The organism is Enterococcus sp. DIV1059_2 (genome assembly GCF_051713685.1).
GTDB lineage: Bacteria > Bacillota > Bacilli > Lactobacillales > Enterococcaceae > Enterococcus_D > Enterococcus_D casseliflavus.
The window spans coordinates 2,947,386-2,964,842 of the sequence record NZ_JBIOQK010000001.1 but is presented as its reverse complement, the minus strand read 5'-3'; the positions used below and the strand labels follow the sequence as shown (position 1 = coordinate 2,964,842).

Sequence of the window (17,457 nt, the reverse complement as noted above, 5' to 3'; positions counted from 1 at the left end):
CTATGTTATAATGAAAGCAAGAATTAGAGGAGTAGGTGCCAATGAACATTCCGCTGCATAAGAAAATACGACAAGATATTTTGAATAAGATCGAGACAAATGAATATAGCGAAAATCAACTCATTCCTACTGAATTAGAACTAGCTGAAATCTATGGTGTCAGTCGTCCTACGATTCGTCAAGCCATTCAAGCGCTAGTCAATGAGGGCTATTTAGAGAAAAGAAAAAGACGAGGAACCATCGTACGTAAGCCCAAAATACAACAAGAATTTACCCATGTCATTGAAAGCTATGACTCTGAAATGTCACGCAAAGGATTAATGCCTGAAACACACGTCTTAAAATTTGGTGTGGTTCGTGCGACTGAGGAAGTTTCCGAAAATCTTGCCTTAGCACCAGGCGCTAAAGTATATAAGCTGACCCGTCTACGTTTTGCTGAAAAAAAACCGATAGTTTTGGTTACAAGTTATATCCCGTTTCATCTATTTCCAGAGTTGATTCATGCCGATTTTTCACAGGAGAAACTTTATCGTAAATTTGAGGAGATGGGGTATCCGGTAAAAACAGTATCGCGAAAGCTAGAAGTGATCAAAGCTGACGAGACAGCGAGTGATTTACTGGATATCGATTTAGATGAACCGTTGTTTTATTTCCATACCCAAGGGTTTTCTTATGATCGTTTACCAATCGAATACTCCATTTCGAAATATCGTGGAGATCTTAACTCCTTTATTTTTGAACTGTCTGAGTAATCATGAGTAGTGAGGACTATTTATTAAATAGCAAAAAGCAGTTGAAGTATCCGTAATCAGGAAACTTCAACTGCTTTTTTTGTTTTATTGACCAAATATCTGCGAAATAGAGGGATAGTTTGTTATTATAGAAGAAAGCGCTTTAATTGAATGGGGGGATGGGAAATATGCAAGATGTGGCAAAGCTTGCCAATGGGTCTGTGAACACCGTTTTACGAGTAATTAATAAAAAAATACATGAGTGAAGAAACACAAAGGAGTGAATAACCATGTGGAAAGCAAACTATCATACTCACACAACTCGATGCAAACATGCACGGGATTCTGATGAAGACTATGTGATCAAAGCCATCCAAGCTGGCTTTAAGGAAATCGGCTTCGCTGATCATTGTCCCTGGCCCTTTGGGGATGGGTATGTCTCCCCCATGCGGATGGATGTTGCGCAATTGGAAGATTACGTTTCATCGGTGAAAAGCTTAAGGGAAAAGTACCAAGGACAAATCGATGTGAAATTAGGATTAGAGTGTGAATATTTTGAAACAATGATCCCTTGGCTAGTTGCAGAGAAAGAAAGGCTGTCGATCGACTATTTGATTTTTGGCAATCACTTTCCTGAAATCGAAAGCAATCACTATTACGACCATACACCTGGGGATTCGGTAAAAGCGATCAAAGATTATCTCCGTGTTTCTTTACAGGGAATTGAATCAGAAATTTTTGCTTATATGGCACACCCAGATGTGTTCATGCGGGGCTATAAAACCTTCGATTCTCATTGTGAAGAAGTTGCCTACCGCTTATGTGAAAAAGCCAAAGAGTATCAGCTGCCGTTGGAGTATAATTTGGCAGGCTATACGAACGGTGGCTATCCGCATCCTGAATTTTGGAAGATCGCCAAGGAAGTCGGCTGCTCTTGTATTATTGGGATCGATGCCCACGAGAGTGCGGCTTTAACGAATACAGAAATTTACGAAAGAGCTCTTTTAGAAATCGATGCTTTGGGGTTAACACGGATCGATCGGCTCTTCTTTGCGTGAAGGAAAGAAAGTTGAACGTTTTGGAAATAAAACATGGACGTCAGTGGGGATCACTAGCGTCCATGTTTATTAGAATTGCCATTCTTGAATTTTTTTCAAGAGTACCGCTTTGTCGGAAGCTTCCGCAAAGGAATGCTGAGCGGCAGTTTCGTTTAAGAAGCGCATCTCTGATTCGGACATGTCGCAATGATGAGCCATTTGCAGGTATTCATTGGTCAATGTCGTGTTTGAGACCGTTCGGTTATCGGTGTTCAAACAAAAAGGGACCTTGGCCTCCAGCCATTCTCTTAATGGGTATGCCGAGTATGTGGGAATCGCACGCGTATGAACATTGCTGGTAGGGCAGCCTTCGATACAGCGATTTTGTTCTCGAACAAACGCTTGAGCAGTAGGATCTCCTTTTAAGGCGATGCCGTGGCCAATCCGCTGCGCACCGCTTTCGATGGCTTGATAAATGTTTTGCACACAGCCGCATTCGCCTGCATGTAAGGTCAGCTGGACACTTTGGTCCTTGAGGAACACTTGATAGCTGGCAGCTAAATCAGGGACGTACCCGTCTTCTTCTGGACCTGCCAGATCAATGCCGACGACTTTTTCATCGGTAAGAGCGATCGCTTCATCAAAAATCGCCGTAATAGCTGGTAGGTCTTCTTGACGCATCCCAATGATCAAAACATTGCCTTTGATTGGGTAGCGTTCTTCTGCTCGTGCGATGCCTTCGATCACGGCTTGGATGGTCTGGCTGCAAGTGAGTCCTTTGTCCATCGATAAGCTGGGAGCAAAGCGGATCTCAATATAAGCGACCCCATCTTGAGCGGCTTGTTCCATCACGTCATAGGCGGCAGCTGCTAACGCTTCTTGTGTTTGCAAATACGGCCGAACGAAATCAAAGCAGCGAAGATAATCCCTCAGGTCATGACAATCTTTGGGGGCTTGCATCTGTGCTTTCACAGCTTCTATGTCTTGCTCGATCGGTAGTTCTTGCTGATTGGCGATGGCGATCAATGTTTCTGGACGAATGGAACCGTCGAGGTGGCAGTGAAGTTCTACTTTGGGAAATGCTTGGATTTGTTGTTGAGTAAGCACAGTGTTCCTCCTGTCTAGGTCGAATTTTTTTAAGTATGAATATAGCATACTTCCAAAGCCCATGCTACCCAAAAAAGGAAATTCTCATAGAAAGCAAAACAGCAGCCGCGAATTACTTGTGCGGCTGCTGTTTTTATTGTGGGAGAGTGGCTCAAATCAATTCCGATAGATCGGTAAAAGGCAATGACAGATCGTGAGCGGCTTCTTTTGAAGTAAATGCGCCCTCATAGGCGATGACCCCTTTGGCAAGTGCCTGATTTTCTCGCAACGCTGCTAAAGGATCGTTCGCTAGCTGCTGGGCATACGGTAAGGTGGCAATGCTCAATGCGATGGTTGCCGTTTGCGGCACAGCACCTGGCATATTCGCCACTGCATAGTGAATAACTTCTTCCCGGATATAGGTTGGCTCGTCGTGGGTGGTGACTTTGTCTTCGGTCTCAAAAATTCCGCCTTGGTCAATGGCAATATCGACGATCACGGATTTTTCAGGCATCTGTTTCACCATGTCGCGGGTCACTAAGCACGGGGCTTTTTGTCCTGGCAATAAGACGGCTCCTACCACCAAGTCTGCGGATTGGATCGTTCGTTCGATATTCAAGCGATTGGAATACAAGGTTTGAACTTGACCAGAAAACTGTCGATCCAGCTCTTGTAAGCGTGGGATCGAAACGTCTAAAATCGTCACTTGTGCGCCTAGACCTACGGCGACTCTCGCGGCATTCTCACCGGCAACGCCACCACCAATGATCGTTACCCGACCTTGACGGACGCCGGGAACACCTGAAAGCAAGATCCCTTTTCCGCCATATATTTTTTCGAGAAATTGCGCGCCGATTTGAACAGACATTCTTCCAGCGATCTCACTCATGGGGGAGAGCAGAGGCAGGGTGCCGTTCGCCAGCTGGACATTTTCATAAGCAACAGCGATCACTTTGCTGTCGATCAACGCTTGAGCAAGCTGTTGATTGGCGGCTACGTGGAAATAGGTGAATAAAACCAGTCCCTCATGCAAAAAGGGATATTCTTCTGGTAAAGGTTCTTTGACTTTCATAACCAATTCAGAGGCCCAAACCTCTTCAGCGGTAGCAATCGTAGCGCCGACTTCCTGATACGCTTGATCAGAAAAGGTTGATCCTGCACCAGCGCCTTGTTCAACGAAGACTTCGTGTCCGTCTTGGACTAACTCATAGACTCCCGAGGGCGGCAATGCCACACGATTTTCATTGTTCTTGATTTCTTTTGGGATACCGATTTTCATAGACTTCACACCTTTCTTTCTTCCATTATAATAGAAAGCGGATTCCTAAGGGGAGAAAGAATGGTTTTTTTATTAAAAAAGTAAGATCCAGTTGCTGCTTTCGGGACGACAAAGAAAAAAGCCCCGAAAGGGGACTTTTTTCGATCAATCAGCTGAAGGTCCAAAAGCGTAAGCTTTGATTAGCGATTTCATCTAGTGTGTAATAGATAGCGTAATGGGATTTTTCTGGATCATCATTGGGATCTAAGACAAACACTTGATCGTCCATCATTCCACCTAAGACCATAATATGGCCGCCATCTGTAAATTCCCCTGGAGTCACAGAAACGATGACGGGATGATTTTGTTGCAAGTAAGTTTCAACGCTGGCTAGATCTGTGCCAAGATCATAATAGTTGTAGCCGTTTGCATCGGCAAAGTCAGAAAAAATCCGCCAGTCCGTTCCTTGGCCGTCAACGTAATAATGATCTCCTGCCCATTCAAGGACTTCTAGTGGCGAAATGGGATAGCCTTCAAGATAGGATTGAACCATCGCAAGAGAAGCAATCGCACAGCCGTTTTCTGCTAAGGTTTGGCTGCCGTCATTGCCATAGGATCTATCGGCCCAATCTTCGTTCGTCTGCAAGAAAATCGGTGTCGTGATGTCCATTTCCCATAAATAAGCATTGATGTCATCACTAAAGATAGCCTGAGAATAAACATATTCGTCGTCATAACTCTCATCATAGGCAACGACGGTATGCACGTGTTCAGACAACTCTCCGTACAACACGTGATGAGAGATTCGATTGAACCCTATCCAAATCAACACCAATCCTGCCAAAACAACCATTGGCCGACGCTTTCGATAAACATCTGTCTGTTTTTGCATTTTTCCCTCCTTGTTTTACGAATCGTACGTATTCATCCTGTTCTTTTAAGTAAAACAAAGGAGGGGGCGCTTGTCATCGGCCTACAGACCGATTCCTCGATCAACTGTCAAATGCTTCTAGTTCTAAGCTAGTATTTTCCCATGCTTCTAGTAGAGCTTCTTGTTCAGTGCGGACTTGTTCTAATGCTTGATTCAACGCGGTCAATTTGACATGATCATTCAACGCATCTGGTGCGGTCATGTCTTGTTCAAGTTGTTGGATCGTTTCTTCTATTGCGGCAAGTTCTTCTTCGATTTGGGTGACTTTTCGCTGTAAGGTTCTAACGGCTTTTTGCTGTTCCTTGCTTTGGACAAAGTTTTGCTTGCCCGCTGAGAGGGTGGTTTCGGTTGTTTTTGCTTCCAACATTGCTGCGATCTCAGCTTCTTCTTGTTTCTTTTCTAAATAATAATCGTAATCGCCGAGATAGAGCTTGCTGCCGTTTTCAGACAGTTCCACGACCTTGGTGGCGATTCGATTGATAAAGTAGCGGTCATGAGATACGAAGAACAAAGTGCCTTCATAATCGATCAGGGCATTTTCTAAGACTTCTTTGCTGTCGATGTCTAAATGGTTGGTTGGCTCATCCAAAATCAAGAAATTGTCATGGTCCATGGCTAATTTTGCCAAAGCGACACGGGCTTTTTCGCCACCGCTTAACAGCGTGATCGGCTTTTCAACATCTTCTCCCGAAAATAAGAAGCTGCCTAATATATTGCGAATCTCGACTTCAGGTGTGGTACTGTGGTCATCCCAAAGCTCATTAAGGATCGTTTTGGTTGAGTGCAGATCGGATTGGGTTTGGTCATAGTACCCGATTGAGACATTGGCGCCAAAATGGACCTTTCCTTGAATAAAGGGGATTTTATGAATCAGCGATTTCAGTAAGGTTGATTTGCCGATCCCATTCGGTCCCACTAAAGCGATCGCATCTTTGCGCCGAACATCTAAGTCGATGGGCGCCGATAAGACTTCTTCTTCAGAATAACCGATAGCGGCATTTTCTACTTGCATCACAACATTTCCTGAAGGCTTTTCAATGGAAAAAAGGAAGTGGGCGGATTTTTCATCTCCTTGCGGGCGATCCAGCCGATCCATTTTCTCTAATTGCTTACGGCGGCTTTGCGCGCGTTTGGTGGTAGACGCACGGACAAGGTTGCGGGCAACAAAGTCTTCCAGTTTATTGATTTCTTCTTGCTGCTTTTCAAAGGCTTTCCATTCACTTTGCAACTGCTCCGCTTTCAGGGTCAAATAACGGCTGTAATTGCCTTTGTAGTGGCGCATTTTTTGGCGACTCAGTTCGTAGACTTCGTTGACGACTTTGTCTAAGAAGTAACGGTCATGGGAAACGATCAGCAATGCACCGGCATATCCTTGTAGATAGTTTTCCAACCAAGATAACGTTTCGATGTCTAAATGGTTGGTCGGTTCATCGAGGATCAAGATATCAGGTTTTTGCAGCAGCATTTTTGCTAATGCCAAGCGGGTTTTTTGACCACCAGAAAGGGTATTGATGGCTTGCGTGTAAAAAGAAGGATCAAACTGAAAACCGTGCAAGACGGAGCGAATCTCATTTTCATAGCCATAGCCGTTTTTTTCTGCAAATTCATGTTGCAATTGGTCGTATTCTTTCAGGAGATTGCCAGAGTCAGCAGCAGGATCTGCTTCGGAGATGGCGATCTCTAAGGCACGCATGCGCTGCTCCATCTCACGAACCGTTGCAAAAGCTCCCAGCATTTCTTCCCAAACAGTGGCCTGACTATCAAGTCCGGTATCTTGAGCTAAGTAGCCCATCGTAGCGGTCTTGTTTTTAGCGATCGTTCCTTTATCAGGACTTTCGAGTCCAGCAATAATTTTCAGTAGCGTTGATTTACCAGCACCGTTGCGCCCAACAAGCGCGATTCGGGAATTGCTGGCAATTTCTAATTGGATATTTTCAAATAAAACCTCGGCTCCGAAAAGACGGGCGATTTGGTTGGCTTGTAATAAAATCATGTGTATGTCATTCCTATCTTTAAGAAACTTGTCTGTATCAAGGTTGCAATACTACAAGTCTATCATATTTTAGGGGAAACGGCGATTGGGAAAAAGCTTGATTTTACCATTATAAAATTTATATTTCAAATTATGAGCATTCAAATTGATTTTTGAACAATGTATTTGTTATGATAGCTTCATCACAAGTGAATTTTTCACAATGGGGGAGTATTCTTTGAAAGATCATCAAATTCCAAAGGCAACAGCGAAGCGATTGCCTTTATATTATCGTTACTTGCGTATTTTGCACCAAGCTGGCAAATTAAAAGTTTCTTCGACCGAACTAAGTGAAGCTGTTCAAGTTGATAGTGCGACGATCCGCCGCGACTTTTCCTACTTTGGTGAATTAGGAAAACGCGGCTATGGCTATGACGTTGAAAGCTTGATGCAGTTCTTTGCGAAGACATTGAACGAAGACCACATGACGAATGTAGCTTTAGTCGGTGTCGGAAACTTGGGGAGCGCCTTGTTGAAATACAAATTTCACCAAAGCAACAGCATTCGGATCAGTGCCGCATTTGATGTCAACGAAGATCTAGTTGGTCGAATCGTAGATGGTGTGCCGGTCTATCCAATGGATGACATGAAGGAACAAGTGAAGATCCAGCAGATCGATGTGGCTATTTTGACGGTTCCCGCACAACATTCACAAGATTTAGTGAACGAGCTTGTGAAAGCTGGCATTAAAGGAATCTTGAACTTTACACCTGCACGGATCACTGCACCAAAAGGCGTGCTGATTCAAAACGTTGACTTAACCAATGAATTGCAAACATTGATTTATTTCTTGCATTCAGGCAACGTCTTGTCCCATGAAGAACCAGTAGAAGAACCATCACTAAGCGAATAATCGCATCACATAAATAGGAACCAACAAAACAGCTGCCAGATCGTAGTATATACAACGATCTGACAGCTGTTTTTTGCTTTTTCACCACTGATCTTACTCGTCTAACTGGTCAAAAAGTGATTCGTAGGAATCTTGCTCTTCAACGCTTGTGAGCGCTTCTTGATACCGCAAGATTTGTTGAGTCAAACGGGTGAAATCGATGATGCGGGCTTCACGATGCACTTCTTTCCCATTCGCGAACAAGAGGACGACGGGAACCGTCAAGACCGAAAATAAACTGGCTGCTTCTGGCTCTGCCAGCGTGTTGATGGTAACTAGGGGGAGTTGCTGGGTTTGTGCCAGTTTTTGGATGCGTGGTTTGTCCGCAACACAAATACTGCAATTCGGTTGAGAGAGATAGAGTAGTGCCAACGGTTGTTGGGCGAGCTGCTCTTGGATCGGTTGATTTTTTTGCATAAGTCATTCCTCCATGGAAAATGTACGCTGTTCTTGAGGAAAAGTCAAAATATCTGCTAGCAGCTGATCGCTTAGGTGAGTAAGAAGGATTCAAAGATAAGGGAAATCTAAAGCAACGATTAAAAAAATAGGCTGCTTTAAAAAAAACGTTGTATAAAAAAAGGAAAAAACGTATAGTAATTCCAGCGTTTCGAATTTATTGATAAAGAAGGTTAAAGTTATGTTTCAGGCATTACCGAATTCTGTCCTGCAAATGAGTGTTATTTTTTTATCTATCGTCATTGAAGCCTTGCCGTTTGTCCTATTGGGCTGCTTGATCTCAGGTGCTTTACAAGTCTTCTTGACGCCAGAAAGAGTCACGAGACTCTTACCAAAAAACAAATTGGCATCGATCACAGTTGGTTGTGGTCTGGGGGTCTTTTTTCCTTCCTGCGAATGTGGGATCGTACCGATCGTTAATCAGTTCGTAAAAAAAGAGGTGCCAGTGTATACGGCGTTTGCCTTTATGCTGACTGCACCGATCATCAATCCTATCGTGATTTTTTCTACATTCATTGCCTTTGGAAATTCCGCGAAGTTCGCCTTTTTGCGTGTACTGGGCAGCTTATTGGTCGCAATGGTCGTGGGGATCTGGCTGGCGTATTTTAACAAACAAGAGGTCTTAAAAACACGGCTTGCCAATCAATTAAGTGGCGGGAATGAGCAGGCAGCTCACCCACACCATCAGGGGCATGATCACGCCCACCATCAAACGGAAAAGAGCAGTCATCCGCTCCTTCGGCAGATTCGTCATTTGCTGCAGCATAGTTTGGATGAGTTTTTCGATACTGGGCGTTATTTGATCATTGGTGCGTTGATCGCCTCAGCGATGCAGACCTATCTGCCAACTGGCTTGATGCTGACATTAGGCTCCACGAAGCTGTTAGCGGTCTTCGTCATGCTGTTGTTGGCACTAACGTTATCCCTATGTTCCGAAGCAGATGCCTTTATCGGCTCTTCGTTGTTGAGTTTATTCGGCACTGGACCAGTCGTCGGTTTCCTGGTTTTTGGTCCAATGGTAGATATTAAAAACCTGTTGATGATGAAGCGGTACTTTTCGGGGCGTTTTATCGCTTCTTTAGTTGGATTAGTCGCAATCGTCGTTTCAATTTATGCATGGGTGGTGTAAAGAATGGTTCGTTTTTTGATCTTATCAGGCTATTTTGAATTGATGATGTACTTGCAAGTGACGGGCAAACTCAATCAGTTTATCAACATTCATTATCGCTATCTCGCTATTTTATCCATAATCATTTCTTTATTATTGGCTTTGGTCCAGCTGTATTTTTGGGTCAAACAAGAGCCTGAGCATCATCATGACGATGAGCATCAGCATGGATTGGAGAAAAAACACCAACGAGTGATTGCGTATTTTCTATTAGCCTTACCGATCATCGTGGGTCTCTTTTTCCCCACCGTTAGCTTGGATACGACGATCGTTGAAGCAAAAGGGTTTAATTTCCCCCTAAGTGAAGAATCTGTGGGGGATCCAGAAATGACGACCCAATATCTGAAACCCGATACAAGTCTTTATTTTAACAAAGAAGATTATGACACTCAGATGGATGCAGCGTTGGCACGTTACGCCAAAGATGAGACAATTGCGGTAACGGAAGAAAATTACTTGGAAGTCATGGAGTTGATCTATACGTACCCGAGCGAATTTATTGGCAAGAAAATCACCTATGATGGATTTGTGTACCATGCAGATCAAGATGATGCCAATGAAATCTTTTTGTTTCGTTTTGGCATTATCCATTGTGTGGCTGATTCAGGCGTTTTTGGCTTGCGAGTGGAATTACCACAACAAACAACGGCAGAAAATAACCAGTGGCTCCACGTGGAAGGGACGATCCAATCGAAGTACTATCAACCCTTCAAACGGGACTTGCCGATGGTGGTAGCAGACCAAGAGAAGACGATTGAAGCACCAGAAAACCAGTATGTCTATCGCGCTTTCTAGCTTTTTTTAAGAAAGTTCATAAAAACATCATAAACCTTTGTTATAATGGAGAAAATCTAAGCATATGTTTGTAGTTTTATCAAACGTTTAGTACAATATAGTAGGAACATATGCTAAAATCTATACAAAAGAGAGGTGTCGTGAAATGGGTTTTACAGATGAAACAGTTCGCTTTGATTTTGATGATAGCCGTAAAAAAGAAGTCAGCGAAACATTAGCTATCGTCTACCGAGCATTAGAGGAAAAAGGATACAATCCGATCAATCAAATCGTCGGTTATCTCCTTTCTGGCGACCCGGCTTACATTCCTCGTTATCGGGATGCCCGGAATTTGATTCGTCGTCACGAACGGGATGAGATCATGGAAGTTCTGATCCGTTATTATTTAGGCAATCACGGGATCAACCTATAATGAGAATCATGGGATTGGATGTTGGTTCGCGGACAGTCGGCGTGGCGGTCAGTGACCCAATGGGCTGGACAGCACAAGGGATCGAGATCATTCGCATCAATGAAGATGAAGGCAATTTCGGTTATGATCGACTTGCTGAATTGGTGAAAGAATATGAAGTCTCACGTTTTGTGGTAGGACTACCTAAAAATATGAATAATACGATCGGACCTAGAGCGGAAGCTTCTATGGCTTACGGCGCAGCGATCGAACAGCAATTCGGTTTGCCGGTCGTTTACCAAGACGAACGTCTGACGACCGTTCAAGCAGAACGAATGCTGGTAGAACAGGCGAATACATCGCGTGCCAAACGAAAAAAAGTGATTGATAAATTAGCAGCAGTCATGATTTTGCAGAATTATTTAGATGGTGCTGGGAAACAGCTGTTTTAATTTACAGAAAAGAGGAAAATAAATGTCAGAACATACACACGATCATAACCACGATCACGATCATGAAGGACATGAACACATTACTTTAATCGATGATCAAGGAAATGAAACCTTATACGAAATTCTATTAACGGTTGACGGTACGGAAGAATTCGGCCGCAACTACGTCTTGCTTTATCCAGCAGGCGTACCAGAAGAAGAAGACGTTGAATTACAAGCGTACGCTTATATTGAAAACGAAGACGGTTCTGAAGGTGAATTAGAACAGATCGAAACAGAAGCAGAATGGGATATGATTGAAGAAGTCTTCAACACATTCATGGCGGAAGAAGAAGAGTAATAAGTTGCAAGTGCTGACCCTTTCCATAAGGGATCAGCACTTTTTTTGATTTAACGACTGTTTATTATAGAAGCATGCCTGCTTTTTTGAAAGGAATGAGAAAAATGAGTAACGTAACGATATTCGAGCTTGAAAAGATCGCAGAAGAGCAGTTAGTCTTTGCGGTGATCATCAGCAAGTACCAAGAAAAGTTCGTCTATGTCAAACACAAAGAACGAGACACATTGGAGATCCCTGGAGGCAAGCGAGAACTAGGAGAAAGCATCACAGAGTGTGCCGCCCGTGAATTAAAAGAAGAAACAGGCGCTAAGCACTTTACTCTAGAGCCGTTATTTATCTATGGTGTAGAAAAAGACGGGGAGACCGATTACGGCTTGGTGTTCGAAGCCCAGATCACAGACTTACAGGATGAATTGACCTCAGAGATCGAAGCAATCTATGTAATGGCAGAGCCGCCTGCCAGCTGGACATATCCAACGATTCAGCCGTTGTTGTTGGCAGAATATGTTAAACGAGCAAAACAATAATTCAGCCAGCTCAATGGAGGGCTGTCTTGAGTTGAAAAGTAAAAACAGCGTGTTGAGTAGGAGTGAGCGAATGAGTTGCGTGATCCTGCAATCAGGGGTAGGATGAAAATGTAAACGTTATCTTATTGGAGAGTAGGGAAAGGCATGGAAAAAATTTATCAAGCAAGTACCGCAGAAGGAGCAATCGATTTTATCAATATGCGCGATTTGGAGATCGCGGCAGAGGAAGTGATTCCTAAAGGTGGGTATGGCTATATCAGCAGTGGTGCGGGGGATATTTTTACCTATCAAGAAAATGAACGCGCCTTCAATCACAAATTGATCATTCCTCATGTCTTAAAGGACATTGAATTACCGGACACAACGTTGTCCTTTGGCGGCGATACGTTGTCAGCGCCAATCATTATGGCGCCTGTTGCCGCCCACGGCTTAGCAAATGTTGCGGCAGAACAAGCGTCAGCCAAAGGTGTTTCACGTTTTGGCACGATCTATACGGCGAGTTCGTATGCCTCTTGTACGTTGGAAGAAATCCGAGCAGCTGGTGGTCATGAAGCGCCGCAGTGGTTCCAATTTTATATGAGTAAAGACGATGGCATCAATAAAGACATCTTGGCGATGGCAAAACGCAATGGCGCCAAAGCGATCGTTTTGACCGCAGATGCAACTGTTGGGGGCAATCGAGAAACGGATCGCCGCAATGGCTTCACCTTTCCGTTGGCAATGCCGATCGTTCAGGCCTATCAATCAGGGATCGGACAAACGATGGATGCCGTTTACGGCTCCTCAAAACAAAAATTAAGTCCCCAGGATGTCGCTTTTATCGCCAAAGAATCTGACTTGCCAGTTTATGTCAAAGGGGTGCAATCAGAAGAAGATGTGGAACGAGCTTTAGGGGCAGGTGCACAAGGGATTTGGGTCTCAAATCACGGGGGACGCCAATTGGATGGTGGTCCAGCTTCCTTTGATTCCTTACAGATCGTGGCTGAAGCAGTGGCAGGTCGGGCGCCGATCGTCTTTGATAGCGGGGTACGGCGAGGACAGCATGTCTTTAAAGCGATTGCTTGCGGAGCAGATCTAGTGGCGATCGGCCGCCCAGTGATCTATGGGTTGGCTCTAGGTGGTGCTACCGGTGTTCAACAAGTCTTTGATTTCTTCAAAAAAGAATTGGAGATGGTCATGCAGCTTGCGGGGACGCAAACGGTGGCAGATATTAAAAAAGCCGTTTTACGGGACAATCGCTATTTATAAGTAATCCCTCAAAAAGGCGCTAGAATCGCTGATTCTAGTGCTTTTTTTAATGGATTTTTCTGATCATGCCCAGGAGCAGGAGCAACTGCTTTCGCTGAAAAAAGTGTATATGATTTTGAAACAATTGCAAAATCAGCTACACTTAAAAGAGACCAATAAACTAAAGGAGAGAGATTGATGATTCCAAAAATTATTCATTATTGCTGGTTTGGCGGCAATCCATTAGGTGAACAAGAAAAGAAATACATGGATACCTGGAAAAAATATTGTCCGGATTATGAGATCAAACGTTGGGATGAATCAACGATCGACCTTTCAAAATTCGGTCCTTATCTAAAAGAGGCCTATGACCAAGAAGAATGGGCCTTTGTGTCAGATGTGGTTCGTTTGTATGCGTTAGTGACAGAAGGCGGTATTTATATGGATACCGATATCGAGGTGGTCAAACCTTTAGATGAGCTCTTGACACTGGAGGCATTTATGGGCTTTGAGATCGAAACCAAGATTTCTACTGGGATCATTGGAGCGGTGCCGCATCATCCCTTTATGGAAGAATGGTACCACGATTACGATGACCGAAAATTTGTCCGGGCAGAAAAAACGGAAGATGTCGTCACCAATGTGATCCGAGTGACGGAACTGTTGCAAAACCACGGATTAGAATTGAATAATCAACGACAAACCGTTAAGGGTGTAGAAATCTTCCCGCAAATGACGTTTTCACCAAAAAGCTATATCACTGGTGAGGTCGAGGAAGATCCGAGTACGATGGTGATCCATCAGTTTTCTGGCTCTTGGTTATAAAAGAGTAAGTCTATGAAAGGACGGACAGTGGGGAAAGCTGTCTGTCCTTTTTGCTTTTGCAAGGGATGATGGAGATGTGATAGAATAGCTTGAAAAAATGAGGAGGCGTTTTGATGGCTATCAAACGATGTACTTTGGCAGATTTAGAAGAATTGGGAGAAATCAGCGTATCCACCTATTACGATACATTTGCTCCTTTCAATACGGAGGAAAATACTCGTATCTATCTAGAAGAAGCCTACAATCTGCCGAAACTGACCCGAGAGTTAGAAAATCCGCAGTCGGCGTTTTATTTTTTACAAGAAAATGATCAAACCGTAGGATATATCAAACTTAACTGGGGTGAGGCGCAAACGGAAGCGATTGCCCCAGAGGGGTTGGAAATTGAACGAATCTATATCAAAAAAGAACATAAGCGCAGAGGCTATGGCAAAACACTGCTGCTGTTTGCTCAAGAGACCGCCAAAGAGCTGCAGAAAAAGTCGATCTGGTTAGGCGTTTGGGAATTTAACGACAATGCGTTGGCTTTTTATCATACGATGGGCTTTGAAAGAGTTGGCAGTCACTCCTTTTTTATGGGGGATGATGAGCAGACGGATTTCTTGATGCTGAAAGAACTTTGAAATCTGCCTTTGTATGAGGAATTAGAAATTACTTTCTATTTTTTTGGCAATCAAGTATAGTTAAAGGGATTGATGAAAAAAGAACGATTGGTGAAAACCATCGCTAAGGAGAGCAATTGTAAATGGAAAAACAGAGAAACGAAAGTATTTTGTCACGTTTTCTTAAAGGCGTGGTGATTGCCTTGGGCTTTATCTTGCCTGGTGTTTCAGGTGGCGTATTGGCAGCCATCTTAGGCATTTATGAGCGGATGCTGCGCTTTATGGCACATCTGACGAAGAATTTTAAAGAGAATCTCCTCTTTTTCCTGCCAGTAGGGATCGGGGGAATCGTAGGGATCGGGCTTTTATCAAAGCCATTAGAGTGGCTGCTGCAAAACTATCAAATCATCGTTTTGTGGGGCTTTGCGGGGGCAATTATTGGGACGTTACCAGCACTTGCTAAAGAATCGACCTTGAAAAGCAAACGGACAACCGGCGACCTGCTTTGGTTCTTCGGCAGTATGGTCATCGGCTTCTTGTTCCTCTATTTTATGGGCGATATCTTAGGAACGATCCCTGCCAATTTCATTGGTTTTGTGATCGCCGGCGGTCTGATCGCGTTAGGTGTTTTGGTTCCTGGCTTGAGTCCTTCAAACCTTTTGCTCGTTTTGGGACTTTATGATCCGATGTTGAAAGGCTTTAAGAGCTTTGACATCATGGGGGTCTTTCTACCGATCGCCATTGGCGGCTTGGCAGTGATGCTGCTGTTTTCGAAATTGATGGAGTGGCTATTGACCCATTATCATTCAAAAGTCTATCACTTCATTTTAGGGATCGTTATTGCCTCAACGATATTGATCGTGATTCCTCCGGTGGCAAACTATAGCGGCTTTACTTGGGTAACGGCTGTCATCGGAATTATTTTGTTTGTCTTGGGGGCTTGGTTAGGTCTTTGGATGAGCAAGCTGGAAGAAAAATATAAGTAAATCAAAACGGCACATCGTTTGGCGATGTGCCGTTTTTGTTAGGTAATGATGGGGACAGCTAAGAAGAAGCGTTGGTCGACAACTGGTAGTAAAAAGATGGGAACGTTTGATAACGATATGATACAGGTTTAAAAACTGTTCTATTTTTGTTGAAAGATTTCCTAGTGTTTGGTATATTGTAGTCTATATAAAGAAGAATTTTTCATGTGTTACAGTTTAGATAATTGTTTGAGGGTTTGAGGAAATGGAGGGGCAAGCATGCAAGATGCGACCTATTGGGCGGAACAATTGCGGCAAGGAAAAATCAGTTTTGCAGAGCGGGTGGCGATGATCGAAGAAAAAGTCAATCAACAAAATCCGCTTTTGAATGCGCTTGTAACATTTGATCCGCAAGCAGCGATCCAGCATTACGAGCAGCATCTTCAAAAAACGGTTTTTGGGGGACAACCCATGCCGTTAAAAATACTCGGCCAAACCAAAGCAGGGTGGCCAGCAACGTCAGGAGCCAAACTGTTTGCTAAAGCACGAGCCAGCCGCACGGCTCATTTTGTCTCTCGTTTAGAAGAGGCAGGCTTTGTGCCGTTAGGGCAAACCAATGCACCAGAATTTGGATTCAAAAATATCACTGATCCAACATTGTATGGGCCTACACGTAATCCGTGGAATCCTGCCTATTCAGCTGGTGGTTCCAGTGGTGGTGCGGCAGCGGCAGTGGCTTCGGGGATGTTTCCGATTGCGGGTGCCAGTGATGGCGGCGGATCGATCCGCATTCCAGCATCCTTTAGCGGATTGATCGGTTTGAAGCCAACCCGTGGCACGATGCCAGTGGGTCCTAGTGAATGGCGCAGCTGGCAAGGCGCTTCTATCAACTTTGCGTTGACGCTTTCCATGCGTGATACGGAACAGTTGTTTTATGCGTTGCGGACGTCACAGCCGACTGCCCCTTATCAGGCACCGCAAGTAGAATGGCATCATCAGCAAGCGAGTCAAAAAACGCGGTTGAAGGTTGCTTTTACTACCGCATCGCCGACCGGTGGCCAAGTGTCTGAAACTGCCATCCAAGCAGTCCGAAGTGCAGCCGCATTTTTAGAAAAGCAGGGGCATGAAGTCGTTGAAGTGGGCTATCCAGTGGCTGGTCAGCAAATGATGACCACCTATTACGCCATGAATGGCGGCGAAACAGCTGCGATGTTTGCTGAGATCAATGCTGCTCGTGAAGTACCGGTCAGACGGGAAGAGATGGAATTGATGACCTGGGCACTTTACCAATATGGCAAAAAACTGCCTGCCGCCGATTACGTTCTTGCCTTGCAGTGGTGGGATCAATTGGCAGAAAAAATGGAAGAAGTCTTTTCAACCTATGATCTCTTTTTGACCCCGACGACGGCTTATCCAGCCCCTTTGATTGAGGAAGACTTACAAAGCGATAGCATTCGCCAAAGACTGCATGAGATCGAATCGCTTGGAAAAAGTGCTGCGGGTGAGTTGATCGAAGAAATGTTTGCCAAGAGCTATGCTCTGACACCTTACACTCAATTAGCCAATTTAACGGGGCAGCCAGCCATCAGCTTGCCAACTGCTCTTAGCGAGGAAGGGTTGCCGCTAGGGATCCAATTTTTGGCGTCTAAAGGCAGAGAAGATCTACTTTTCCAAGTCGGCTATTTATTTGAAACACAGCAACGATTTCTGTTGCCAAAACAAGGAGACTAAGAGGAGGATAT

20 protein-coding genes are annotated in these 17,457 nt (G+C 44.2%); 15 read left to right on the top strand and 5 right to left on the bottom strand.

Translation table 11 applies throughout. The features are described 5' to 3' along the window. Nucleotides 1-41 precede the first annotated feature (41 nt). The 3 genes from IGI72_RS14110 (at nucleotide 42) to IGI72_RS14100 (ending at nucleotide 1,789) form a co-directional block, all read left to right on the top strand. A complete protein-coding gene (locus IGI72_RS14110) occupies nucleotides 42-752 on the top strand; it encodes a GntR family transcriptional regulator (protein WP_096741586.1) in 711 nt (236 codons plus the stop codon). A 158-nt stretch (nucleotides 753-910) separates the two neighbouring features. Continuing rightward, nucleotides 911-997 (top strand): LacI family DNA-binding transcriptional regulator, encoded by an 87-nt coding sequence (locus IGI72_RS14105; protein ID WP_096741585.1) that lies wholly within the window; start codon nucleotides 911-913, stop codon nucleotides 995-997. A gap of 24 nt (nucleotides 998-1,021) precedes the next feature. After that, nucleotides 1,022-1,789, top strand: coding sequence for a histidinol-phosphatase (locus IGI72_RS14100; protein WP_438754632.1), 768 nt, complete (start codon nucleotides 1,022-1,024; stop codon nucleotides 1,787-1,789). 69 nt (nucleotides 1,790-1,858) lie between these two features. Here IGI72_RS14100 and add read toward each other — a convergent pair whose 3' ends face one another. The 4 genes from add to IGI72_RS14080 all read right to left on the bottom strand — a co-directional run bounded on the left by add (nucleotide 1,859) and on the right by IGI72_RS14080 (nucleotide 7,036). After that, on the bottom strand, nucleotides 1,859-2,875 hold the full coding sequence (add, locus tag IGI72_RS14095; protein WP_438754631.1) for an adenosine deaminase: 1,017 nt from the start codon (nucleotides 2,873-2,875) through the stop codon (nucleotides 1,859-1,861). A gap of 151 nt (nucleotides 2,876-3,026) precedes the next feature. Further along, complete coding sequence (gene ald, locus IGI72_RS14090) at nucleotides 3,027-4,133, bottom strand: alanine dehydrogenase (RefSeq protein ID WP_015510228.1); 1,107 nt, start codon at nucleotides 4,131-4,133, stop codon at nucleotides 3,027-3,029. A 148-nt stretch (nucleotides 4,134-4,281) separates the two neighbouring features. Beyond that, the gene (locus tag IGI72_RS14085; RefSeq protein WP_438754629.1) at nucleotides 4,282-5,004 is read right to left on the bottom strand and encodes a C39 family peptidase; all 723 of its coding nucleotides are present in this window, start codon (nucleotides 5,002-5,004) and stop codon (nucleotides 4,282-4,284) included. A gap of 100 nt (nucleotides 5,005-5,104) precedes the next feature. Beyond that, complete coding sequence (locus IGI72_RS14080; RefSeq protein ID WP_438754627.1) at nucleotides 5,105-7,036, bottom strand: ABC-F family ATP-binding cassette domain-containing protein; 1,932 nt, start codon at nucleotides 7,034-7,036, stop codon at nucleotides 5,105-5,107. A 217-nt stretch (nucleotides 7,037-7,253) separates the two neighbouring features. Between IGI72_RS14080 and IGI72_RS14075 the strand changes: the two genes are divergently transcribed. Then, complete coding sequence (locus IGI72_RS14075; protein WP_005228549.1) at nucleotides 7,254-7,928, top strand: redox-sensing transcriptional repressor Rex; 675 nt, start codon at nucleotides 7,254-7,256, stop codon at nucleotides 7,926-7,928. A gap of 93 nt (nucleotides 7,929-8,021) precedes the next feature. Here IGI72_RS14075 and IGI72_RS14070 read toward each other — a convergent pair whose 3' ends face one another. Next, entirely contained in the window at nucleotides 8,022-8,384 is a 363-nt protein-coding gene (locus IGI72_RS14070) for a thioredoxin family protein (RefSeq protein ID WP_144771389.1), read from the bottom strand. Nucleotides 8,385-8,604: 220 nt separating this feature from the next. On the opposite strand from IGI72_RS14070, the gene IGI72_RS14065 reads away from it, so the two are divergent. From IGI72_RS14065 to IGI72_RS14015, 11 genes are all read left to right on the top strand, one after another. Next, nucleotides 8,605-9,552: a permease gene (locus IGI72_RS14065; protein ID WP_086295667.1), complete on the top strand. Its 948-nt coding sequence runs from the start codon at nucleotides 8,605-8,607 to the stop codon at nucleotides 9,550-9,552. 3 nt (nucleotides 9,553-9,555) lie between these two features. Continuing rightward, a complete protein-coding gene (locus IGI72_RS14060; protein WP_438754624.1) occupies nucleotides 9,556-10,386 on the top strand; it encodes a TIGR03943 family putative permease subunit in 831 nt (276 codons plus the stop codon). A 145-nt stretch (nucleotides 10,387-10,531) separates the two neighbouring features. After that, nucleotides 10,532-10,798, top strand: a complete 267-nt coding sequence (locus IGI72_RS14055) for an IreB family regulatory phosphoprotein (protein ID WP_005228556.1) — start codon at nucleotides 10,532-10,534, stop codon at nucleotides 10,796-10,798. Further along, on the top strand, nucleotides 10,798-11,229 hold the full coding sequence (gene ruvX, locus IGI72_RS14050; RefSeq protein WP_005234242.1) for a Holliday junction resolvase RuvX: 432 nt from the start codon (nucleotides 10,798-10,800) through the stop codon (nucleotides 11,227-11,229). The genes IGI72_RS14055 and ruvX overlap by 1 nt, the downstream gene beginning before the upstream one ends. A gap of 22 nt (nucleotides 11,230-11,251) precedes the next feature. Beyond that, entirely contained in the window at nucleotides 11,252-11,569 is a 318-nt protein-coding gene (locus IGI72_RS14045; protein WP_005228559.1) for a DUF1292 domain-containing protein, read from the top strand. 104 nt (nucleotides 11,570-11,673) lie between these two features. After that, nucleotides 11,674-12,096, top strand: a complete 423-nt coding sequence (locus IGI72_RS14040; protein WP_438754622.1) for an NUDIX hydrolase — start codon at nucleotides 11,674-11,676, stop codon at nucleotides 12,094-12,096. Nucleotides 12,097-12,240: 144 nt separating this feature from the next. Further along, complete coding sequence (locus IGI72_RS14035) at nucleotides 12,241-13,344, top strand: alpha-hydroxy-acid oxidizing protein (RefSeq protein ID WP_438754620.1); 1,104 nt, start codon at nucleotides 12,241-12,243, stop codon at nucleotides 13,342-13,344. A gap of 177 nt (nucleotides 13,345-13,521) precedes the next feature. Then, a complete protein-coding gene (locus tag IGI72_RS14030; protein ID WP_010749841.1) occupies nucleotides 13,522-14,148 on the top strand; it encodes a glycosyltransferase family 32 protein in 627 nt (208 codons plus the stop codon). A 113-nt stretch (nucleotides 14,149-14,261) separates the two neighbouring features. Continuing rightward, entirely contained in the window at nucleotides 14,262-14,771 is a 510-nt protein-coding gene (locus IGI72_RS14025) for a GNAT family N-acetyltransferase (protein ID WP_015510214.1), read from the top strand. Between the two features lie 122 nt (nucleotides 14,772-14,893). Beyond that, nucleotides 14,894-15,736 (top strand): DUF368 domain-containing protein, encoded by an 843-nt coding sequence (locus IGI72_RS14020; RefSeq protein WP_015510213.1) that lies wholly within the window; start codon nucleotides 14,894-14,896, stop codon nucleotides 15,734-15,736. Nucleotides 15,737-15,994: 258 nt separating this feature from the next. Beyond that, nucleotides 15,995-17,446: an amidase gene (locus IGI72_RS14015; RefSeq protein WP_438754618.1), complete on the top strand. Its 1,452-nt coding sequence runs from the start codon at nucleotides 15,995-15,997 to the stop codon at nucleotides 17,444-17,446. The last annotated feature ends 11 nt before the right edge of the window (nucleotides 17,447-17,457 follow it).